The organism is Kribbella albertanoniae, from assembly GCF_004348455.1.
GTDB classification, from domain to species: domain Bacteria; phylum Actinomycetota; class Actinomycetes; order Propionibacteriales; family Kribbellaceae; genus Kribbella; species Kribbella albertanoniae.
The window spans coordinates 1-21,028 of sequence record NZ_SMKA01000017.1 but is presented as its reverse complement, the minus strand read 5'-3'; the positions used below and the strand labels follow the sequence as shown (position 1 = coordinate 21,028).

Here is a 21,028-nt window from a genome sequence, read left to right as displayed (position 1 = left end):
AAGCGTGTTACTAATTCAATGCCTAGCCGGTGTCGATCTCACCGACCGGCCTCCGACGTCAGCCCCCGACCGAGGAGAAACATGCCGAACCACCAACGCCCGGCCCGAAATAGGCTCGCCAGAGTTTGAGCGGTCGCCGATGATGACCGCATGCTGCTCCGACCGGCGACCGCCGACGACCTCGACTTCCTGGCCGCGATGCTGCTGGAGGCCTGCAACTGGACCGGCGAGAACTGGTTCACCCTCGAGAAGGCCCGCGCCGACGACAAGGTGTGGCGCTACCTCGACGGCTGGCCCCAGGCCGATGACTTCGGGGTCATCGCAGAGATCGACGGCACACCGGCCGGGGCGACGTGGGCACGCCTCGTCCCGGGCGGCTACGGGTATGTCGCCGACGACGTACCCGAGCTGACTCTCGGCGTGGCTCCCGCGTACCGCAGACGCGGAATCGCCCGAGCACTGCTCACCACCCTCGCCGACACCGCGCGAGCGGCGCCGTACCGGCGCTTGTCATTGAGCGTCGACCCGAACAACCCAGCCGCAGCCCTCTACAGGTCCGCCGGCTTCAAGTTCGTCGAGATCAACGGAACCTCGGAAACACTGGTCCTGAACCTCTGACAGCCCGGTGTAATGCGCATGACATGCGGTCCGCCGACCGTTGCCCCATGCGACTCATCAAGACCGCCGCGTGCGCAACGATCCTGGCCATCAGCCTGCTCACCGCCTCCCAAGCCCAGGCGTACGACCCGCTGTACTGGACCGAACAGGTGCAGATCAGTGGGCTGACATCGGCTGGTCCGGGGGCCTGTGGCACCGGAACCACCGTCTGGAAGGGCGAGAGCGACCCGGACCGTGTCTACATCAACATCGATGGGAGGAACTGGACGCTGCCCGACACAACCGTCCGTACGCGGTTCGCTCCCGATGTCGAGTGTCTGGACGGCGGCGTACGGATCGTGGCGTGGACCGGGCTGGACAACCACGTGTACATCACGGTCGGCCGGGGACCGATGCTGGACTGGTCGGCTCCGCACCGCCTCACCGGCACCGACGACCGCTCCGTCTCTGGGCCCTCGATCAGCGCGAATCGCTATTGGGACGGACGGTACGGCGTCAGTGTCGCCTGGCACGACGACTCTTCACCGGTGACGAACGATGCCGTGATGTACGGCGATGGAACCGTCTCCGGAAGCTGGGGAGGCCGGGACAAGATTCCTCCCACCCGCGACACTCTGTCCTCGGACGGCGTCAGTGTCGGGGACCTCGACTGGGATCGCGACGGATCGACGGCCGTTGTCTGGCGCAAGCTCGGGACAACGCAGATGTTCTACAGCTTCCACACCGTCCCAGGGGAATGGAGCACCCCGCGCGAGATCGGCGGCGGTGGGGGAACGAGCTTTGCTCCCGAGATCGACGACGGAATAGTGATCTGGCGAGGGATCGGTAACGACAACCATCTCTGGTACACCCGTCGTACCGGGCCGGGCGCCTGGCAGCCGCAAGCGGTTGTTTGTGGCGCCGGCGGTACCAGCCGCAAGCCGGCCCTAGGCACCGGCCGTGTGGTGTGGAAAGGCATCTCCGGCGATCCACACCTGTGGGAGAGCCGGTTCTCCCAGGAGCCGGGTGGGGTGTGCCGGTCTTAGCCACTGCGGTCTTTAACCACTGCGTTCTTTAGCCGAAGCCTCGGACGCGGAATTGCATGGAGCGGTAGGGCCAGCCGGCGTCGGTGTTCCATTGGCTGACTGAGAGGTGGAGGTCGCTCAGGGTGGAGCCGGGGATGATGTAGCCGCCGTACAGTTGGGCGACGTGGTTGTCGTTCTCCTGGCCCCAGGCTCCGCCGTAGATGAGGGTCTGGCGGTAGGCGGTGTAGAGGTTCGAGGTGGGGGTGTCCATGATCATGCCGTCGATGCGGTAGTCGCCGGCGTTGAACCAGGTCAGGATCCACTTGCCGCCGAGCGGGCGCAGGCAGAGTTCGCCGAAGCTGCCGTTCAGGATCGGGGTGGCCGGGTTGCCCCAGCCCCAGGCGTTGTTGCGGAAACCCCAGGGCTCGTACGCCGCCGGGTTCGCGATCTGGTTGCTGCGGACCCGCTTCAGGATGATCGGCTTGTTGCGCTGGAAGCCGGTCGAGTACACGTAGACGTAGCCGTCGTTGCCCTCGCCCCAGGTGATGCACTGGAACAGACCGCCGTCGATGTTCGGATCGAACTTCGCGCCGGTGTGGTACCAGTTCGCGCCCGAGTTGTCGCTGCGCCAGATCTCGGTCCACACCACGTTCCCGAGACCCTTGTTCACCATCACGTGCAGGTACATCGACCCGCCGATCGTGATCACGTCCGACGGCAGCACGGTCGAGAACGTCGGGTTGTCATGCGGGTAGTCCCACAACTGCTGAGCCGCCGCACCACCCACGGCCCCCGACCACTCCACTCCTCCGGCCAGGTTCGTCGTGTTCGACCACAAAGCCACCGGCGACCGCCACCAGCCACCCCCGACCCGAGCCTCCTCGAACGTGTCGCCGAACACGAACACCATCCGCCCGTCCGGCGCCCGCGCCGGAATCCCCAGGTCGGTACCCGCCATCCGGAACCGATCGGTCAACCCGGGCCCGGTCAGATCCTTCACCTTGTTCGTCGTCACCGCCTGCACCCCGGCCAACGCCGTGCCAGGCAACGCGACCGCGGCACCAGCACCTGCCGTCGCACTCAAAAACGTTCTCCGAGAAAGCTCCATCGACTGACTCCCAGCTTGAAGGGGCGGACGGGAAATCGATTTCTCCGGCTACCATCCAAGACTCGCCGACTGAAGTCAACCCTTACGGCGTACACAAGAACTGTCAGTACGCGGCGCCTGCAGTCTGCTCCAGCCCCGGTCCACGGCTGCTCCCATCGGCTGCGGTAGACCTATGAACAGTCCGTCTGTACGCCTGTGGATAACTTCTGCGGCGGTTCGCGGAAAGTCGGCACGATATTGGGATGAGATCCGTTGCCGAGGTGCTGGCTCAGTTGGGTGGTAGTGCCACGTTCGCCGAACTGGCGGCAATGACCTCGCGGCGCGCCCTGGCGCGGGCGGTCAAGAGCGGGGAGATCGTCCGGCTGACCCGCGGTGTGTACGGCCATCCGCAGCTCAGCGCCCGCCGGTCCACCGCGCTCGCCTATGCCGGTGCGCTGTCGCACACCAGCGCGGCACAGGCTTGGCGGTTGCCACTCCTGGTATCGCCGCCCAAACCGCATGTCACGCTGCCGGTGCACCGCAAGGTCAAGGTCGGTCCACCGGCCGTACTCCATTGGGCCGACCTGGCCGCGACCGACCTGCGGCGGGGACTCACCTCGTTGGAGCGAACCGTCGTCGACTGCGCCCGGATCCTTCCGTTCGGCGAAGCGCTCGCAGTGGGAGATGCCGCCTTGGCTTCCGGCCACTTGAGCTCGGAGGAACTTCAGGCTGCGGCCGACGGGGTACGCGGCCGAGGCCGGGCCAATGCGCTGGCCGTCGCAGCCGCAGCGGACGCCCGCTCAGCCAGTTTCCTGGAGTCGATCATGCGCAGCCTGCTGCTGTCCGCCGGCATCTACGACTTCGAACCGCAGGTGCTGGTGACGACAGCAGGACGCCTGGCCCGGGTCGATCTGGGTCACCGGCGAGCGCGGATCGCGATCGAGGCAGAGGGCTACGAGTGGCACGGCTCCTCGCCCAAGTTCGCGGAGGACTGCCGACGGTACGACGACCTCGTCGCCGCGGGCTGGCTGGTGCTTCGCTTCACCTATCGCCAGGTTCTCGACGACCCGGACTGGGTCATCGCCACGGTGCGGGCCGCCCTGGCTCAGCGTGGTGCTGTACAGAAGGACTGGTAGTAGGCACCGCAACCGGCCTTGTTCACAGCGTGTCGGGCGGAAACGACGCCACGAAGGCAGCGTACTAACAGTTCTTGTGTACGCCGAAGCTCAGTCGCGGCCGGTGGCTATGGGGCGGGTGGGGTTGGTGATCCAGTCGGACCAGGAGCCGATGTAGACGGGGGATTGGATGCCTACTGCTTCCAGGGCCAGGGCGGTGTGGGTGGCGGTTACGCCGGAGCCGCAGTAGGTGGCCAGGTCGGTGTCGGCTGTGGCTCCGTGGTCGGCGAAGTAGGCGGCCAGGTCCTCCGTTGGCTTGAAGTGGCCGTCGGGGGTGAGGAGGTCGGCCATGGGGGTGTTGACTGCGCCGGGGATGTGGCCGGCGACCTTGTCCATCGGCTCGACCTCGCCGGCGAAGCGTTCGGGGGCCCGGGCGTCGAGGAGTACACCGGACGCGGCGACCTTGGCGGCACCTTCGGCGTCGACGAAGGGTAGATGGCCGGGCGTTGCGGTGAAGTCGCTGTCGCCGTCGGCCGGTACGACGGTGGTCACCTCTCCCCCGGCCGCACGCCAGGCGGCCAGGCCGCCGTCCAGCACGCGGACGTTGGTGAGGCCGAAGTAGCGGAGGATCCACCAGGCACGTGCGGCCGCCAGTGAGTTCGCCGCGTCGTACACGACCACCGGGGTGTCCGCCGACGCCCCAGTACGGCGTACCAGGGCGGTGACTGTGGTTGCGTCGGGCAACGGGTGGCGGCCGGGGCCGGGTGGTCCGGCGAGCTCGGTGTCGAGGTCCACGAAGTAGGCGCCGGGGATGTGGCCGGCGTCGTACGCCTCGCGGCCGGGCGGGCCGGCCAGGTTCCAGGTGGCGTCGATGAGCACGGGGTTCAGGGTGCGCAGTTCGTCGACGGTGATCAGGGGGCTGGTCACGAGTGGGCTCCTCCGAACGGTAGGACTTCGGGTGACAAGGTCGCGCGGGCTCGGGCCTGGGTGAGGCGACGGCGGTGGTGGCGACGGCAGAGCACCTCGTAGGCCATTTGGGCCGCGTTGCTCTCGATGTCGCCCACTGCCAGCTGCTCGCCCTCGGTCACCATCTCTCCACCGATCGTACGGGCGTTGTGAGTGGCCCTCTCGCCGCACCAGCAGAGCGCCTCGACCTGGAGCAGTTCCATCCGGTCGGCGAGCTCGACCAGCCGCGCGGATCCGGGGAACAGGGTTGCCCGGAAGTCGGTCAGGATCCCGAAGCAGAAGACGTCGATCTGCAGCTCGTCGACCAGCCGGGCGAGCTGCTCGATCTGCAGCGCGGAGTAGAACTGCGCCTCGTCACAGACCACGTAGTCGACCCGCCCACCCTGCGTGAGCTCGTTGACCACGTGATCCCAGAAGTCGAATTCGGGCCGCACCTCGATCGCCTCGGCGACCAGGCCGAGCCGGGACGACAGCACCGACTCACCCGCCCGGTCGTGGCTGGTGAAGATCCGCCCCCGGCGCCCGCGCGCCTTGTGGTTGTGATCCATCTGCAGCGCCAGCGTGGACTTTCCGCAGTCCATGGTCCCGGTGAAGTAGAGCAGCTCAGCCACGGGCGATCATCCTGCCAAGTCAACCGCCCGCCCCGCACGTCGGGGTATGTCGCAACGTCCGAAAACACGCCGACCACGCCCTCCGGAGGTTCGGACGTTGTGGGTTTGGTGGACCCCGGCTTGGTTCTGCACCTCGGGACGGATTGAATGGGGTGTGCGCAAAGCCCTGCTGCTGTTCGTCGCGGTCTGTTTCACGACCGCCTCCGTCGCTCCGGCGGCCGTCGCTGTTCCGGTGCGGTCCACGGCCGGGCTGCGTGCGTACTTCGTGATCACCGAGCCGGCGAAGACCGTCCAGGCCGCCGCCGCGATCACGCAGAACGGTGGCACGGTCTATGCCGCGTACGACGCGATCGGGGTGATCGTCGCGCACTCGAGCAACGTCGATTTCGCCTCGAAGGTGCGCACGACCGAGGGCGTCCAGAAGGTCGGCGCGACCCGCACCGGCGACCTGCCCGCAGACGTGGCGAACCCGCCGCTCCCCCCGGCCGAGACCGAGACGGCCACCACGACTCCCGAGATCGACCGCGCTGACATGACCCAGATCGGCGCGGACCGGGCCTGGACCAAGACCCTCGGCGCGAAGACGGTCACCGTCGCAGTCCTGGACACCGGCGTGGACGACCAGCACTCCGATCTCAAGGCGAACTTCGACGCCGGCAAGTCGGCGTCCTGTGCCTACGGCAAGGCTGACACCCGGCCCGGCGCCTGGCGACCGATCGCCGATCACGGCACTCACGTGGCCGGCACGATCGCCGCCGCCAAGAACGGGACCGGCATGATCGGGGTGGCACCTGGTGTGAAGGTCTCGTCCATCCGGGTTGCTGAGAGCGGTAGCGACCTGTTCTTCCCGGAGAACACGGTCTGCTCGTTCATGTTCGCCGCCGACAAGGGCGTCTCGGTCACCAACAACAGCTACTACGTCGACCCGTGGATGTTCCTGTGCCCGTCGAACCAGGACCAGGACGCGATCTCGGAGGCGGTCAAGCGCTCGGTCGCGTACGCCGACTCCAAGGGCGTCGTGAACATCGCCGCAGCCGGTAACGAGACCTACGACCTGGCCAGCAAGGGTTCCGACGACTCCAGCCCGAACGACACCACCCCGGCCCCGCGCCAGGTCACCAACGACTGCCTGAGTCTGCCGACCGAGCTGCCGAATGTCGTCGTGGTGTCCTCCGTCGACGCCAGCAGCGCCAAGTCGCGCTTCTCGAACTTCGGTGAAGGCAAGATCAACCTCGCCGCCCCGGGTGAGAACGTGTACTCGACCGTCCCCGGTGGCGGCTACCAGGCAATGAGCGGTACGTCGATGGCCTCGCCGCATGTGGCCGGAGTGGCCGCGTTGCTGCGCAGTGCGAACCCGAAGCTCACTCCGCAGCAGGTGCGCGCCAAACTTGCTCAGCAGGCCAACGACATCGCCTGCCCAACCGGGATGTCGGCGAGTTGTAAGGGCAGTGCGACCAACAACTCGTACTTCGGTGAAGGTCTGGTCGACGCAGCCGAGGCCGTCGGCGCGGCTGCCGGTCAGCCGAAGGGTGCGATCTCGGTGACGAAGCCGGCCGAGCAGCTCGGCTTCGGCGGCGCACCGGCCCTGCCGCTGCTCATCAAGGGCATGGGCGGCAGCGGCGTGATCAGCTACTCCGCGAACGGTCTGCCCCCGGGCCTGGAGATCGACCCGCAGCGCGGCTGGATCACCGGCGTACTGACTCCGGGCGCCGGGCGCTACAAGGTGACGGTCATCGCCCGCGACGGCGAGGCGAAGACCGCCAGCGAGAGTTTCTTCTGGAACGTCTGGAGCTTCTAGTGACCGGGGTCGACGAGGAGCGGAATCTCCATCTCGTCGGCCGTCAGCGAGCCGTGCAGCCCGATCAGCCCAGCCTCTTGCGGGAACCGCCGGCTCGCCACCAGTGACAGCGGTCCGAGCGCGGCCACCACGACATCACCCAGCCGCGGCGCCACCCGATCCTCGACAGCTCCGAACCATCCCCGCCCGATCGCCTCGTCCCGACTGAGCACGAGCGCCCGGTCGCCGAGCCGCTCCCGGTACGTCGCCAGTACGTCGTCCTGCGCGCCATCCACGCAGTACAGATGCCGGAACCGCGACTCGCCACCGATCAGCCGCAACCCGTCGGTGAGCGCCGGCTCGGCATCGAGATCAACCCGGTTCTCCGGGGCGACATCGATCATTCCGTGATCGGCGATCACCACCAGTACGGCGTACCGTGGCAACGCCGCGCGGACCTGGAACGCGAACGCATCCGCAGCCACCAGTTCCTTCCGCCACTGCCACGAGTCGCAACCCTGCCCGTGACCGGTGTAGTCGAGCTGGGAGTCGTACACGTAGGTCAGCGACGACCGGCCCTCCCGACTGGCGAACCGGGTCGCGTCCAGCCGGTCCTCGACCGTGTCCGCACCCCGATGGATACTCCCCCGGAACGCCGCCCGGGTCAGCCCGGACTTCTCGAACCGCGCCTTGCTCACATTCCGCGTCACCACGCCGGCCGCAGCCACCCGATCGAAGACCGTGGTGTGCGGCTGCCACTTCCACGGATCGACCGGCGCATCCCACTGCAGTGCATTCAGCAGTGCACCCGTCTCCGGGACGATCGACGTGTAGCCGATCATCCCGTGCGCACCCGGCGGCAGCCCGGTCCCAAGACTGGTCAAACTGACCGCGGTCGTCGACGGCACCCCGGCGGTCAGGCTGCGCCCGGTCGCCAACAGCGACGACAGGTACGGCGCGGACTCCGCATAGCGTTGCAGGTTATTCCACCCGAGGCCGTCGAACAGCAGGACGGCGTACCGGGAGGCCAGTGGCAGTCGCAGGGTGTTCGTGAAGTCAGGGACCGACAAGGCGCCGGCCACCGACGGCAGTACGTCGGCGAGCGCACCCCCGCCGTACTGCGGGCTCACCGAAGCGATCATGGGACGACTACTTCGTGGTCGCGAACGACAGCGCTCGCGCGAAGTCCAGCACCTGCTGGATACCGGCCGGGCCGTCGGCGGCGGCGCTGATCCGCAGCGAGATGTCGTCGGCGGCGACCGAGCCGGTGTAGCCGTGGTCGGCTTCGCAGTTCGGGTCGGCGCAGACGGCGGGCTCGAGGTCGATCCGGTTCACCATGCCCCAGCCGATCGTCAGCACGACCTCGCCACCGCCGGCCACCGCCGGGTCGGACTTGCCGGACGCGTAGCCCGCGGGGTTCGGAACCACCCGGTTCACCACCACTGCGTTCACCCGGGACAGCGGGATGGCCTCGGTCGAGGTCGACGCGTACGGCGCCCGGATCAGATCGTCGGCCGCGTGCTCGTCGGTGTGCCCGACGATCAGCCGGGTCGGGGTGAGCGCCAGGATGGTGATGTGCCGCCGGACCTCGTCGCGGTCGAACGTCGGCTCGTGCTGCAGCACGAAGGCCCGGATCGGCTCGCTCGCGATCGCAATCGCGAGCGAGTCCGTCACGACGTCGGGGTAGTAACCGCAGTGGTCGATCGCGGCGCGCAGCTCCGGTGAGGCGTCCACGAGCTCCGGTGTATTCAGGTCACGCATACCCTCATCCTTGCACGACCCGCGCCCGCGGCGATTCCGCCTTGTGGACAATGACGCTGCGCCTTGTGGACAATGACACTGTTGGCCTTCGGCCAAGCGCGATCAGTTCGCACTTGCCTTCCGCAGGACCGGTGCGCCCGCCATCCCGGCCGCGGCGACCAGGACGAGCCCGACCACGACCTGCCCGATCAGCAGCAGGATGCCGGAATTTCCCTCCGTGGCGATCTGCCCGCCGCTCAGTGCCAGCGCACACAACGCACCGAACCCGACCACCGGCAGACCGACTCCGACCACCGGAACCAGCGCGGCGAGACGCGCCGACCGTTCGATCACGCTGAGCGGTACGCCGGATCGGCGCAGCGCCTTGGCCGGTCCGGCCTGGTCGAGCGCCGTACCGACTGCTCCGGCAGCCGTGGAGGCGGCCGCGGTCAGGAACACCAGCCCCATCAGCAGCGCGACGCCGATCCGCATGTCCTGCCAGATCGGGTCGTCGTCCCCGCCCGGCATGAAGACCGAGATGAACCCGGTGACGAATCCGCTCAGTACCAGCGCGGCGACCGGCCGGAATGCGGCCTTCGGGTCGTCCGCGAGCCGGCGACCGGCCAGCAACGCGATGGGCCCGTTGGCCAGGTTGGCCATCATCTTGCCGATGATCTGAACCGCGAACGGCCCAAGGATCCGTACGGCGAGTGCTGCGAACCCGATCGCGATGAGCAGCGGCACGATCGCAGCCCCCATACCCAGGCTGGCCAGTGCGATCGGTCCCACGAGCAGTGGCAGCAGCCGCAGCGCAGTGGTCGACTTGCGTGTCTGACCCCGTACGACGCCCAGCGGGGTGATGCTGACCCGGCCGAGCCCGATCAGTGCGCTGAGCACCGACAACACCGGTACGGCGGTCAGCACGATCAGCACGGCCCACCACGGCGGTGCGATGTCGGAAACGAACCAGCGGCCGCCACCTAGCGGGATCTGCGCGATCAGTGGCGTCAGAACGACGTACCCGACCAGACCGACCACTGCGCCCGCCAGACCCAGTACTGCCTGTTCGACAGCGCTCAGCCAGAGCACCTGGGAGCGGGTGGAGCCAGCGAGTCGCAGAGCGGCCAGTCTGTGCTCGCGGCGCTTCGCTGCGACCCCGGCTGCCTGGCCGACCAGGCTGAGGAGCGGGAACAGCACCAGGATGATGCCGAACGCCACTGCGATCAGCAGACCGCCCAACCGGCCGTCCATCGCGGTGGTCTGCCAGCTGGCGACGTAGTCCGGGTACTTGCTGTCGATCTTGTCCACGCCGTGGATCAGAACGAGTTCTTCAGGTGAGGACAGACCTTTGTCGGTGATCACTCCGGTCGGCTTGTCCAGGCCGAACTCACCCTTGAGGCTGGCCCAGTGCTTGGCCACCTCCGGCGAGACGAACACCTCGCCCGGCTTCGGCAGATGATCGAGTCCCGGCGGAGGCGGCTGGTTGGTCGGCTTCAGGATGGCGAGGTCGACCTGCAGCAGCGGCTTCCCGTCGACCTTCTTGCCGTCGACAGTGTGCAGAGCACCGATGGCCGTGGCCGCGTCGGCCGAATCGGCACCCCGCCAGCCGATCCGGTCCGAGCGATGCGAGATCCCCAGCGAGCCTGCGATCAGGAACGTCACGAGCAGCGCGACGATCGCGGTCGCCCCCAGCGCCGCCAGGTTGGCGGCACGGCCGCCCGGGCCAGGGCGCCGTACAAAACGCAGCCCTAGATCTGTCATGGGATTCATCGGGTCGCCCCCACGTTTTCGTGGACGCGGCCGTCGACGATCGTCATGATGCGGTGGCAGCGGGCGGCGACCGAGTTGTCGTGGGTCACCACGACGACTGCGGCACCGCGATGGGTGGCCGCGCCGATCAGCAGGTCGATGACCTGCGAGCCCGTGGTCGCGTCGAGCGCACCGGTCGGCTCATCGGCGAACACCACCTGTGGTTCGCCGACGAGTGCGCGGGCGATCGCGACGCGTTGCGCTTGGCCGCCGGACAGTTCACCGGGCCGGCGGCCGGCCTCGTTGGCCAGGCCGACCTGGGCCAGCATGTTCCGCGCCCGGCCGATCGCGTCGCGGCGGCTAAGGCCGTCAACCATCAGGGGTAGCGCAACGTTCTCGTCGGCCGGCAGTTCGGCCAGCAGTTGGTTGTCCTGGAAGACGAACCCGAGCCGGCGGCGCCGCAGTACGGTCCGGGCGGCGTCGTTCAACTGGTCGACGCGCTCGCCGCCCAGCCACACCTCCCCCTGGTCCGGAGTGAGGATGCCGGCCAGCACATGCAGCAGCGTGGACTTGCCGTTGCCACTGGGGCCCATCACGGCCAGCGCCTCGCCGGACCGGACGCCGACATCGACGCCGGCCAGTCCGACGACATCTCCGTAGTACTTGATCAGGCCGTGTCCACTGAGGACGACCTGCGGGGCGAGTTGGGGACTCTGGAAGCTCATGATGACGAGCTTTCCGCGAACCAAGCCTCGATTCGTCGGTCCGTGGACCGGTCTTCGCATCGCCTTCCGGTGTCCTTCGGCGACCCGGCGTAGTACTGGAGTCGTACGCCTAGGTCAGCGTTTGGGTCAGTTCACTGCGGGTCGACGTGTGTACGACGCGGCCGTGGGCCCCGTTGACGATCGGCAGGTACGGCGGCACGTGGCCGCACTCGACGTCGGCGATGATCGGGACGTTCAGGGACCCGAGAGCGTCGAGAACCGCCTCGTGCTGGGTGAGCGAGGCGGCATCCGGTGCTCTGGTCCGGCCGACCAGGACCGCGTTCGCGTCGTCGAAGAGGCCGGCCAGCCGCATCCCGTGCAGATTCCGGCAGATCGTGAAGGCCTCGTCCCCGGCCGCTTCGACGTACACGATCAGGTCGCCGAGATTCGAGACGTCGAGGTACGGCGTACCGGCGAGGTTGCAGAGGGTTTCGATGCAGCCGCCGATCAGGCGTCCTTCGACCTCCACGTCACCGTCGGCGTCGAGTCGCGTCCACCTGCCCGGTGTGTCGAGCGTGAACTCGCTGACGTCAGGTTGGGTTTGCCACTCGTCCCAACCGGTGGATCGATAGCGGTTGGGCGGCGTCTGGGTGAACTGGTGCCCCGGCTGCGCGGCGGCGATGTCGAGCCACGACAGGAGGCCTTCGGGCGTCCGGTACGGCGTATCCATCAGATTGTTGCCGTGGATCGTCGCCACGCCCGTGCGGAGCGTCAGCGGCGTCATGATCGTGGACATGTCGGAATATCCGACGACCCAGGTCGGCTCAGCTTTGCGGAGCCGGTCCCAATCGAGCAGCGGGAGCAGGTCGATCGCGGTCTCACCGCCCCACGGCGGGATCACCGCGCGGATGGTGGGATCGGTCAGCATCGCCATCAGCTCGGCGGCGCGATCCTCGGCCGGTGCGCTCACGTGGCCGGTGCCGTCCATGCAGTCACCGACGACGACCTTGTAGCCCCGGGCCTCCACTGTGCGGATCCCTGCGTCGAGGCGTGCGAGCAGATCCTTCGCGACTCCACTCGAAGGAGAGGTGACGCCTACGCGGTCACCGGGGCGTAGCGGACGTGGGTATCTCACTGACATGAGCCGGATTCTGGCACGGGCGGCCAGGCTGGCGCCTACGAGTTTCGACTGCGCTACGAGCTTCGGAAGGCCGACGGGTAGGCGTCGCGGTAGCTCGGGATCGGGCCGGTCGGGGTCTCGACCGTCTCGGCATTGAGCATCGCGTGCACGATCGCGCGGGTCAGTGTGCGGGCCGCTCCCGCGTAGACCGCCTCGAGTTGCGCGAGTGCGGTCGGGTCGGTGACGCTCAGCCGTGGGCCGTCGTCTCCTAGCGTGGACAGCGCGAAGATGCTGTCGCCGTCGACGAGGGTGTGGATCGGGTCGATGCCCCGGGCCAGTCCGTCGTGCGCGATCATCGCCATCCGTTTGGTGGCGGCCTTGTCCAGCGGTACGTCGGTCGCGACGACGGCGATCACGGTGTTCATGGCCGGCCCCGGGATCAGGTTGCGGCCCGGAGCTGCGGGTGGCGGCGGCTCGGTCGGGGTCTTGAGGTGGGCGAACTCGTCACCAAGCCCGTAGCGCGCGCCGTGCAGCACGCCGTCCGCATCGACCGCCGAACCGGCCGCGTTGACGATCACCAGTGCACCGACGGTGGTCCCGTCGTCCAGCCGGACGCTCGCCGAGCCGACGCCGCCCTTCAGCGACCGGGCCCGCGCACCGGCCCCGGCACCATGATTGCCTAGGGCAACCGGTCCGTCGGAGGCTCGAGAGATCGCGTCGGTCCCCCACGACGCGTCCGGGCGCGCCTGGAAGCCACCGCCACGGCCGAGGTCGAAGATCACCGCCGACGGCACGATCGGGACGACGTCCTTCTCGCCTTGGCCGACCCGGATTCCTTCACCACGCTCTTCGAGCCAGCGCATCACTCCCCCGGCCGCGTCGAGGCCGTAGGCGCTGCCGCCGGTCAGGACGACCGCGTTCACGCCTGGGTTCGAGTTCACCGGGTCGAGCAGGTCGGTCTCGCGGGTGCCGGGTGCACCGCCGCGCACGTCCACACCGGCGACGGCAGTGGCCGGTACGTAGACGACCGTCGTACCGGTCAGGTAGGGAGCGTCGACGCGCTCGACCTGTCCGACCAGGAGCCCGGGTACGTCGGTGATCGCGTTGTACGGACCCGGCTGCATGCGCGCTCCTCAGGCAGAAAATCTGGTTGCCACCGACATTAGCTTGGTAGGTATGAACACCGATCAGCTCTGTGGTCTGCTGGCCGAACCGTCCCGGTTGCGCACCTACTCCGCCGTCGTCCTCGGTGCCACCACCCCCGACCAGGTAGCCGGCTCGACCGGCCTCTCCGGAGCCGCGGTCGGCAAAGCCCTGCAGAAGCTGATCAAGGCCGGCCTCGTCACGGCGTCCCCCTCGCTACAGGCCGACCAGGACGCGTTCAAGAACGCAGTCCGCGCCGAGCGCCCTACCCGGACACCCCTCGACGCCGACCCCGAACGCGACTCCGTACTCAAGGCCTTCATCCGCGACGGCCGGCTGACCCACTTCCCGACGTACCCGGACAAACTCCGCGTCGTCCTCGAGCACGTGGTGAAATCGTTCGAACCGGGCCGCTCCTATCCCGAGCCCGAGGTCAACGAGCTACTCAACCACTGGCACCCCGACCACGCAGCCCTCCGCCGCGAACTGGTAGACGCCCGCCTCCTCACCCGAACCAACAGCATCTACCGCCGCACTCCCTGACCCCCGGTCTGTCGCTAACGACACGTAGTAGTCCTCCCGCCGAGCGGTCCCCACGCTCAGCCGCGCGCCGCGAGGTTGCGGTAGACCCACTACTACGTGTCCTTAGCTACCGTGCGCCGATCAAGCCGGGTCAGGTGAGGCGTCGTACGGCGGTGTCCTGGCGGGGTTTTTCGTTCGGGGCGATGCGGATGGCGGCGTCCAGGACGGTGGCGCCTTGGATGGCTACCAGGACTGAGCGGAGGTCTAGCTTGACGACCTCTTCCAGGTCGAGGGTGAGGCGGGAGACTCGGTGGAGGAGGTTTTCGATGGCGGCTATGTCGGCGGGGTCGGTGCCTCGGTAGCCGTAAAGCAACGGCGCGGCGCGGACTTCGCGGACCATCTCGGCGGCGTCGCGGGTCGTGAGCGGCGGCATGCGGTAGGAGCGGTCGCCCAGTAGGTCAGTGGCGACGCCGGAGAGGCCGAAGGTGACGACCGGGCCGAAGGAGACGTCCTCCTCGGCCGAGATCACCACCGGTACGCCGGGCGGTGCCATCTTCTGTACGACGAACTGGGCACGCGCCGGATCCGCCGCGACCCCGAAGGTCGTGGTCATCTCGGCCCAGGCCGCACGCATGTCGTCCTCGTCGTGGATGTGTCGCCAGATGTCGGCGAGGTCGGGCCGCATCCGCCACTGCTCGGCGGTCGCCTTCAGGATCACCTCGAAGCCGAGATCCTCGGCCCGGGCGACCGCCTCGTCCGCGCTCAGCACTGGGAACGCGGGCAGGACGGAGATGCCATAGAAGCTCAGCAGCATCTGGCGGTCCGAGTCGTCGAGGTCCGCGCCCTGAGGGTGCCGCTGCAGATACTCCGTGACGAAGGCCTCGGCGCCGGCGGTATCCACGTCCGGCAACTCCGGTACGCCGCTGTCCGACCGCCGGCGCCATTCGGCGTACTGGGTCGCCTTGGCCAGCGCACCCACGGCGTACTGCGGGTTCAGGAACGACGGGATCGACCCACGCGCCGCACCACCCTCATCATCCGGAACCTGCAACTCCTTCGGCACGCTCCGCGACGCGAGGAACGTCGAGACGACCGGCTTGTCCGAGCCAGCCGCGGCAGCAGCCAGTACGGCGGCCACCTCGGCGCCGCTGGATTGCACCGGCGGGGTGTAGATGACCACGACCGAGTGCACCCGATCGTCGGCGAACACCTCGGCCAGCGCGGTACCGAAGTCGGCGGCGGACGCGTCGGGGCTGAGGTTGCGCGGATCGCCGGCGACCTTGAGCCCGACGCCCGCCATCGTGTCCAGGGCCAGCAGGGTTAGCGCGTCGGAGTTGCTGACGATCGAGACCCGGCGGCCCTTCGGCAGCGGCTGGTGGGCGAGCAACTGCGCGACATCGAACAGCTCGCCGGTCGTGTCGACCCCGATCAGACCGCTCTGCCGGAACATCGAGTCGATCGTTGCGGCCGGCAACTTGCTTCGCCGGACCAGCTGACCGACCGGCACACCTTGCGTGGCGCGGCCCGACTTCAGCGCGATCACCGGCTTCCGCCCCGCGAGCCGCCGTGCGACCCGGCTGAACTTGCGCGGGTTGCCCAGCGACTCCAAGTACAGCAGCACGACCTCGGTCGCCTCGTCGGAGTACCAGAACTGCATCAAGTCGTTGCCCGAGACATCGGCCCGGTTCCCCGCGGAGACAAAGGACGACAACCCCACCCCACGCGCGGCCATATCGGCCAGGATCGGCACACCGAGCGCACCCGACTGGCAGAAGAACGCGACCCGCCCACGGCTCGGCATCACCGGCGACAACGTCGCGTTCAGCGAAACCCCAGCCGCAGTGTTGATCAGCCCGAGCGCGTTCGGCCCGATCACCCGCATCCCGTACGAGCGGGCCAGCCCGACCAACTGTCGTTGCCGCCGACGGCCCTCATCACCGATCTCGGCGAACCCACTCGACACCACGACCAGACCCCGCACGCCCTTGGCGGCACAGTCCAACACGACGTCCGACACCATCTCGGCCTTGACCGCGACGATCACGAGGTCGACCGTGTCCGGCACATCGCGAATGGTCGGGTACGCCGGAACTCCCTCGATCTCGGCCGCCGAGGTGTCCGCGTTGACGGCGTACATGCGACCCGAGAATCCACTGTCGCGCAGGTTCCGCAGCAGCGCGTTCCCGATCGTGCCATCGCGCCGCGATGCACCGATGACCGCGACGCTCGACGGCGTCAGCAGCCGCGCGATCGACAGCGCCTCCGAACGCTGCTCACGCGCCTGCATCACCCCGAACGACGTATCGGTCGGCGCGATGTCGAACTCGACCATGATCACGCCGTCCTCGAACTCACGCGCGACCTTGTACCCGGCCTCAGTGAAGACGGTGATCATCTTGCGGTTGTCCGGCAGCACCTCGGCGACGAAGTGGGCGATCCCGTTCTCCCGGGCAGCCTGGGCCAGGTGCTCGAGCAGCAGTTGCCCGAGGCCCCGGCCCTGATGCGCGTCCTCGATCAGGAACGCGACTTCCGCCGTACGGCGGCCTGTCCGTTCGTACCGGCCGACGCCGATCATCTCGTTGCCCACGGTCACGATCAGCGCGAGCCGGTCGTGGTAGTCGACCTGGGTGAAGCGCGCCACATCGCGGTCCGAAAGTTGCGGGTACGGCGCGAAGAAGCGGTAGTACTTCGACTGCTCCGACACCCGTGCGTAGAACTGGACCAGCAGGTCGGCGTCGCTCGGGGTGATCGGGCGCAGGCGGGCGGTGGCGCCGTCCCGCAGCACCACATCGGCCTCGAAGTCCACCGGGTAATCGGCCGGGGCCTGCACGGCATACTGTGCAAGCTGTCCAGCAGACGTGTCATCCGGCGAGGTCACCCCGCCAGCGTACTCAACGCAACCGATAGGAGACGGGGAATTTGGTCGCGCGGATCGCACCGGTACTGGTGTTTCTGATCGCAGTGACCGTGATCGCCGAGCTGGCCGACAAGGCCAAGGTCTTCGACGTGGCTGCCCGGGAGGCCGCCCACCTGGCGCGCGGCCGGGTCTGGCGGCTCTGGTTGCTCGTGGTCGTTCTCGCCACCGGGCTGACGATTGTGCTCTCGCTGGACACCTGCGCGGTGCTACTCACCCCGGTCGTCCTCGCGATGGCTCGCCAGCTCGACATCCCGCCGAAGCTGTTCGCGTTCACGACCGTCTGGCTGGCAGGTACGGCGTCCCTCCTGCTGCCGGTGTCGAATCTCACCAACCTGCTCGCGCTGCACCATTTCCGCCAGCTGGACACGCCGTACCTGAGCGTCAGTTGGCGGCCGGCGATCGCCGCGATCGTGATCACGGTCGTCGTGCTGGCGGTGTTGTTCCATCGCGACCTCGGCCGGACGTACGACGTACCGGCGACTCCCGCGGTCGAGGACAAGGTGCTGTTCTGGAGCGCGACCGCGGTCTGCGTACTGCTCGGGCCCGCCTTCGTCTCGGGTATCGAGGTCGCCTGGCCGGCGAGTATCGGAGCGCTCATGCTGGTCGTTCTGTTCGCGATCCGCCGCCGCAGCGAACTCCGCTGGTCGCTCATCCCGGCCAAACTGGTCGTCGGGGTCGTTGTCCTCTTCGCCATCGTCGCGTTCCTCACCGACCACGGCCTGGAGGGCCTCCTCAAGCAGGTCGCCGGAACCACCTCCGACCTGCGCCTGAGCGCCACCGCAGCCCTCGGCGCGAACCTCTTCGACAACCTGCCCGCCTACCTCGCGATAGAACCGGTCGCCGCCTCCGACCCGCACCGGATGACCGCTCTCCTGATCGGCGTCAACACCGGCTGCCTCCTCACCCTCTGGGGCTCTCTGGCGACCCTCCTGTGGCGAGCCCGCTGCAAAGCCGCCAGCGTCACCATCACCTGGTGGTCCTTCCTCTGGCGCGGCCTGATCCTGACGCCGCTCGTGGTGACCGGCGCCGTACTCGCGATCTGACACACCCGGCGGACGTTTACCGATCGGTAGTGGGTGGGCAATCATGCGGGCATGAGCGAAGCCGACAGCACCGAGCAGAGCACGGCGGATGTGACGCGGGAGTTCCGGGCGGCGCGGGACTTCCTGGTCGCGCACCGGGAGGACTACAGGACGGCGTACCGGGACTTCAAGTGGCCGGTGTTCGAGCGGTTCAACTGGGCGCGGGACTGGTTCGACGCGCTGGCGGTCGAGCAGGGCGAGGTCGCGGCGCTGACGATCGTCGAGGAGGACGGCGAGGTCAACTCGCGCACGTACGCCGAGCTGGGCGAGCGTTCACGCAAGATCGCCGGCTGGCTCACCGAGGCCGGGCTGAAGCCGGGAGACAGGGTGCTGATCGTGCTCGGCAACGTCGTACCGCTGTGGGAGACGATGCTCGGCTGTATCCGGGCCGGCGCGGTGATGATCCCGGCAACGACCCTGCTCACAGACGCCGACCTGGCCGACCGGATTGCCCGCGGCAACGTTCGTGCGGTGGTGACCGCGAGCGACGAGACCGGCCGGTACGACGGGATCGCGGACGATTGTCTGCGGGTGGCGGTCGGTGAGCCGGTCGAGGGGTGGCTGCACTACGACGACTTCGCGCAGTACGACGGTCCCGTGCCGGACGTGGACACCGCGGCTGACGACTCGTTGCTGCTGTACTTCACGTCCGGTACGACGAGTCAGCCGAAGCTGGTCGAGCACACGCAGGTCAGCTACCCGGTCGGCCACCTGTCGACCATGTACTGGATCGGCCTCCAGCCCGGCGACGTCCACCTGAACGTCTCCTCGCCCGGCTGGGCCAAGCACTCGTGGAGCAATGTCTTCGCCCCCTGGAACGCCGGCGCGACCGTCTTCCTCTACAACTACTCCCGCTTCGACGCGGAGAAGATGCTGCGGGTCCTCCAGACGTACGGCGTGACGACGTTCTGCGCACCGCCGACGGTCTGGCGGATGCTGATTCAGGCGGATCTGTCCGCGGTCGAGGTCGCGATCCGCGAGTGCATCTCGGCCGGGGAGCCGCTCAACCCCGAGGTGATCGACCAGGTCCGCAACGCGTGGGGCATCACGATCCGCGACGGCTACGGGCAGACCGAGACAACCGCGCAGATCGGCAACCCGCCTGGTCAGCCGGTCAAACTCGGCTCGATGGGCCGGCCGCTGCCCGGGTACGCGATCGCGCTGATCGACCCGAGTACCGACGAGATCGGTGACGACGGCGAGATCTGCATCGAGCTCGCTCCCCCGCCGGTCCCGCTGATGCGCGGCTACCGCGATGCCGAGGAGCTGACCGCCGAGGCGACCCGCGGCGGTTTCTACCACACCGGCGACGTCGCGAGCCGGGACGAGGACGGCTACATCACGTACGTCGGCCGCTCGGACGACGTCTTCAAGGCGAGCGACTACCGCATCTCGCCCTTCGAACTGGAGTCGGTGCTGATCGAGCACCCCGCCGTCGCCGAGGCCGCCGTGGTGCCGTCACCGGATCCGGTCCGACTCGCCGTTCCGAAGGCGTACGTCGTACTGGCCGCCGGCCACGAACCGTCCCGCGAACTCGCCGCTGAGATTCTGCAGTTCTGCCGCGACCACTTGGCGCCGTACAAGCGGATCCGGCGGATCGAGTTCGCCGAGCTGCCGAAGACGATCTCCGGCAAGATCCGCCGCGTCGAACTCCGCACCGACGAGGCCGCGAAGGTCTCCGCCGGCGAAAGCACCGAGCATTCCTACGACGAGGCGGACTTCAAGACCGAGTAGGCGTACACAAGGACTGTTAGTGGTGCACCAGACATGCCGCCGTTCCGCCCGGTGCACGCCTGGCGACGCGCTCGGGAGCCGCGTACTACCAGTTCTTCTGTACGCCGCGTGCTGAAATGGGCGGATGTCGTTCGACACCGGGCTCGGGCCCGCTGCGTTGATCGTGCTGCCGCTGCTGATCGCGATCGCTGTGGCGGGATCCCGGTACGCCGGGCTGCGGCACGACAAGGGGGTTGTCACCGCGGCGCTGCGGGCGGTTGTGCAGTTGGCGGCGGTTGGACTGGTCGTCGGGTTCGCACTGCAGCACACGCTCGGGGCGATCGCCTTCGTGCTGCTGATGTTCGGTGTCGCGACGTTCACGAGCATGCGGCGGTTGCACCAAACCGCGGAGATCCGCCATCAGTGGCTGTACTGCGGTGCCGCGATCGGGGCGGGTGCGTTCAGCGTCCTGCTGATCCTCATCCTGCCCGGCGTCGTCCCGCGGAACCCGGCCACGATCCTGCCGATGGGCGGCATCATCGTCGGCGGAGCCATGACCGCCACCACGCTCGCGGGACGCCGGGTGCTGAGCGAGTACGGCACCCGATTCGGCGAGTTCGAGGCCGGTCTGTCGATCGGACTGCTCCCCCGCGAGGCCTTCAAACTCGTCGTCGGCCCGGTCGCCGGCGACGCGCTGCTCCCCGCCCTCGACCAGACCCGAACCGTCGGCCTGGTCTCCCTGCCCGGTGCCTTCGTCGGCATGGTCCTCGGCGGCGCCTCCCCCGCAGCCGCGGCCGCGCTGCAACTCGTCGTACTGATCGGCCTGATGGCAGCAGAAACAATCGCCATCCTCACCATCACCGAACTGCTCTCCCGCTCCCGCCTACCGGACGGGCGTACCGTTTCCTCATGACCGATGACAACAACATCTTCACCAAGATCGACGCCCTCGTGGCCGAGGAGCACGAGCTCCGCAACAAGCGCGCGGCCGGCGAGATCGGCGACGGCGAGGAGCGCGACCGCCTGAAGGCCCTCGAGGTCGAGCTGGACCAGTGCTGGGACCTGCTCCGCCAGCGCCGCGCCAAGCGCGAGTTCGGCGAGGACCCCGAGACCGCCGAAGCCCGCCCCGCCTCCACCGTCGAGGGCTACCTGAACTAAGC

At 68.2% G+C, this 21,028-nt stretch carries 19 protein-coding genes; 9 read left to right on the top strand and 10 right to left on the bottom strand.

Annotated features, from left to right (window positions below; all coding sequences use genetic code 11):
- Positions 1-150: 150 nt before the first annotated feature.
- A complete protein-coding gene (locus E1261_RS06965; protein WP_132403674.1) occupies positions 151-618 on the top strand; it encodes a GNAT family N-acetyltransferase in 468 nt (155 codons plus the stop codon).
- 47 nt (positions 619-665) lie between these two features.
- Positions 666-1,643, top strand: a complete 978-nt coding sequence (locus E1261_RS06960; RefSeq protein ID WP_132403671.1) for a hypothetical protein — start codon at positions 666-668, stop codon at positions 1,641-1,643.
- Positions 1,644-1,671: 28 nt separating this feature from the next.
- Here the strand turns inward: E1261_RS06960 and E1261_RS06955 are convergent, their stop codons facing one another.
- Positions 1,672-2,730 (bottom strand): DUF4185 domain-containing protein, encoded by a 1,059-nt coding sequence (locus E1261_RS06955; RefSeq protein WP_132403668.1) that lies wholly within the window; start codon positions 2,728-2,730, stop codon positions 1,672-1,674.
- Between the two features lie 242 nt (positions 2,731-2,972).
- On the opposite strand from E1261_RS06955, the gene E1261_RS06950 reads away from it, so the two are divergent.
- Entirely contained in the window at positions 2,973-3,845 is an 873-nt protein-coding gene (locus E1261_RS06950) for a type IV toxin-antitoxin system AbiEi family antitoxin domain-containing protein (protein ID WP_132403665.1), read from the top strand.
- 90 nt (positions 3,846-3,935) lie between these two features.
- On the opposite strand, the gene E1261_RS06945 is transcribed toward E1261_RS06950, so the two are convergent.
- Both E1261_RS06945 and E1261_RS06940 read right to left on the bottom strand, forming a co-directional pair.
- Positions 3,936-4,751, bottom strand: a complete 816-nt coding sequence (locus E1261_RS06945) for a sulfurtransferase (RefSeq protein ID WP_132403662.1) — start codon at positions 4,749-4,751, stop codon at positions 3,936-3,938.
- Positions 4,748-5,401 carry a thymidine kinase gene (locus tag E1261_RS06940; protein ID WP_132403659.1) on the bottom strand — a complete coding sequence of 218 codons (654 nt, stop codon included), beginning with the start codon at positions 5,399-5,401 and terminating at the stop codon, positions 4,748-4,750. The genes E1261_RS06945 and E1261_RS06940 overlap by 4 nt, the downstream gene beginning before the upstream one ends.
- A gap of 154 nt (positions 5,402-5,555) precedes the next feature.
- Here E1261_RS06940 and E1261_RS06935 point away from each other — a divergent pair, with 154 nt between their 5' ends.
- Positions 5,556-7,199, top strand: coding sequence for a S8 family peptidase (locus tag E1261_RS06935; RefSeq protein ID WP_238176052.1), 1,644 nt, complete (start codon positions 5,556-5,558; stop codon positions 7,197-7,199).
- Here the strand turns inward: E1261_RS06935 and E1261_RS06930 are convergent.
- The 6 genes from E1261_RS06930 to E1261_RS06905 form a co-directional block, all read right to left on the bottom strand.
- The gene (locus E1261_RS06930; protein WP_132403653.1) at positions 7,196-8,320 is read right to left on the bottom strand and encodes an alkaline phosphatase family protein; all 1,125 of its coding nucleotides are present in this window, start codon (positions 8,318-8,320) and stop codon (positions 7,196-7,198) included. The two genes, E1261_RS06935 and E1261_RS06930, sit on opposite strands and share 4 nt — an antisense overlap.
- A gap of 7 nt (positions 8,321-8,327) precedes the next feature.
- Positions 8,328-8,939, bottom strand: coding sequence for a DUF5998 family protein (locus E1261_RS06925; protein ID WP_132403650.1), 612 nt, complete (start codon positions 8,937-8,939; stop codon positions 8,328-8,330).
- A gap of 102 nt (positions 8,940-9,041) precedes the next feature.
- Positions 9,042-10,679: an FtsX-like permease family protein gene (locus E1261_RS06920; protein WP_238176051.1), complete on the bottom strand. Its 1,638-nt coding sequence runs from the start codon at positions 10,677-10,679 to the stop codon at positions 9,042-9,044.
- 5 nt (positions 10,680-10,684) lie between these two features.
- Complete coding sequence (locus E1261_RS06915; RefSeq protein ID WP_132403644.1) at positions 10,685-11,392, bottom strand: ABC transporter ATP-binding protein; 708 nt, start codon at positions 11,390-11,392, stop codon at positions 10,685-10,687.
- A 109-nt stretch (positions 11,393-11,501) separates the two neighbouring features.
- The gene (locus tag E1261_RS06910) at positions 11,502-12,512 is read right to left on the bottom strand and encodes a S66 family peptidase (RefSeq protein ID WP_132403641.1); all 1,011 of its coding nucleotides are present in this window, start codon (positions 12,510-12,512) and stop codon (positions 11,502-11,504) included.
- 53 nt (positions 12,513-12,565) lie between these two features.
- Complete coding sequence (locus tag E1261_RS06905; RefSeq protein WP_132403638.1) at positions 12,566-13,615, bottom strand: P1 family peptidase; 1,050 nt, start codon at positions 13,613-13,615, stop codon at positions 12,566-12,568.
- Between the two features lie 52 nt (positions 13,616-13,667).
- On the opposite strand from E1261_RS06905, the gene E1261_RS06900 reads away from it, so the two are divergent.
- Complete coding sequence (locus E1261_RS06900) at positions 13,668-14,177, top strand: DUF2087 domain-containing protein (protein WP_132403635.1); 510 nt, start codon at positions 13,668-13,670, stop codon at positions 14,175-14,177.
- 130 nt (positions 14,178-14,307) lie between these two features.
- On the opposite strand, the gene E1261_RS06895 is transcribed toward E1261_RS06900, so the two are convergent.
- A complete protein-coding gene (locus tag E1261_RS06895) occupies positions 14,308-17,034 on the bottom strand; it encodes a bifunctional acetate--CoA ligase family protein/GNAT family N-acetyltransferase (protein ID WP_132403632.1) in 2,727 nt (908 codons plus the stop codon).
- Positions 17,035-17,075: 41 nt separating this feature from the next.
- On the opposite strand from E1261_RS06895, the gene E1261_RS06890 reads away from it, so the two are divergent.
- The 4 genes from E1261_RS06890 to E1261_RS06875 all read left to right on the top strand — a co-directional run bounded on the left by E1261_RS06890 (position 17,076) and on the right by E1261_RS06875 (position 21,026).
- Positions 17,076-18,116: an ArsB/NhaD family transporter gene (locus tag E1261_RS06890; RefSeq protein ID WP_132403629.1), complete on the top strand. Its 1,041-nt coding sequence runs from the start codon at positions 17,076-17,078 to the stop codon at positions 18,114-18,116.
- A gap of 51 nt (positions 18,117-18,167) precedes the next feature.
- A complete protein-coding gene (locus E1261_RS06885; RefSeq protein ID WP_132403626.1) occupies positions 18,168-19,889 on the top strand; it encodes an AMP-binding protein in 1,722 nt (573 codons plus the stop codon).
- Between the two features lie 124 nt (positions 19,890-20,013).
- Positions 20,014-20,781 carry an ABC transporter permease gene (locus tag E1261_RS06880; RefSeq protein WP_132403623.1) on the top strand — a complete coding sequence of 256 codons (768 nt, stop codon included), beginning with the start codon at positions 20,014-20,016 and terminating at the stop codon, positions 20,779-20,781.
- Positions 20,778-21,026 (top strand): DUF2630 family protein, encoded by a 249-nt coding sequence (locus E1261_RS06875; RefSeq protein WP_132403621.1) that lies wholly within the window; start codon positions 20,778-20,780, stop codon positions 21,024-21,026. Before E1261_RS06880 ends, E1261_RS06875 begins: the two co-directional genes overlap by 4 nt.
- Positions 21,027-21,028 lie beyond the last annotated feature (2 nt).

Bases quoted from the DNA above. Each gene is read 5' to 3' on its own strand.
- E1261_RS06965 (WP_132403674.1), top strand. From the start codon at position 151: ATGCTGCTCCGACCGGCGACCGCCGACGACCTCGACTTCCTGGCCGCG.
- E1261_RS06960 (WP_132403671.1), top strand. From the start codon at position 666: ATGCGACTCATCAAGACCGCCGCGTGCGCAACGATCCTGGCCATCAGC.
- E1261_RS06955 (WP_132403668.1), bottom strand. From the start codon at position 2,730: ATGGAGCTTTCTCGGAGAACGTTTTTGAGTGCGACGGCAGGTGCTGGT.
- E1261_RS06950 (WP_132403665.1), top strand. From the start codon at position 2,973: ATGAGATCCGTTGCCGAGGTGCTGGCTCAGTTGGGTGGTAGTGCCACG.
- E1261_RS06930 (WP_132403653.1), bottom strand. From the start codon at position 8,320: ATGATCGCTTCGGTGAGCCCGCAGTACGGCGGGGGTGCGCTCGCCGAC.
- E1261_RS06925 (WP_132403650.1), bottom strand. From the start codon at position 8,939: ATGCGTGACCTGAATACACCGGAGCTCGTGGACGCCTCACCGGAGCTG.
- E1261_RS06920 (WP_238176051.1), bottom strand. From the start codon at position 10,679: ATGACAGATCTAGGGCTGCGTTTTGTACGGCGCCCTGGCCCGGGCGGC.
- E1261_RS06915 (WP_132403644.1), bottom strand. From the start codon at position 11,392: ATGAGCTTCCAGAGTCCCCAACTCGCCCCGCAGGTCGTCCTCAGTGGA.
- E1261_RS06910 (WP_132403641.1), bottom strand. From the start codon at position 12,512: ATGTCAGTGAGATACCCACGTCCGCTACGCCCCGGTGACCGCGTAGGC.
- E1261_RS06905 (WP_132403638.1), bottom strand. From the start codon at position 13,615: ATGCAGCCGGGTCCGTACAACGCGATCACCGACGTACCCGGGCTCCTG.
- E1261_RS06900 (WP_132403635.1), top strand. From the start codon at position 13,668: ATGAACACCGATCAGCTCTGTGGTCTGCTGGCCGAACCGTCCCGGTTG.
- E1261_RS06885 (WP_132403626.1), top strand. From the start codon at position 18,168: ATGAGCGAAGCCGACAGCACCGAGCAGAGCACGGCGGATGTGACGCGG.
- E1261_RS06880 (WP_132403623.1), top strand. From the start codon at position 20,014: ATGTCGTTCGACACCGGGCTCGGGCCCGCTGCGTTGATCGTGCTGCCG.
- E1261_RS06875 (WP_132403621.1), top strand. From the start codon at position 20,778: ATGACCGATGACAACAACATCTTCACCAAGATCGACGCCCTCGTGGCC.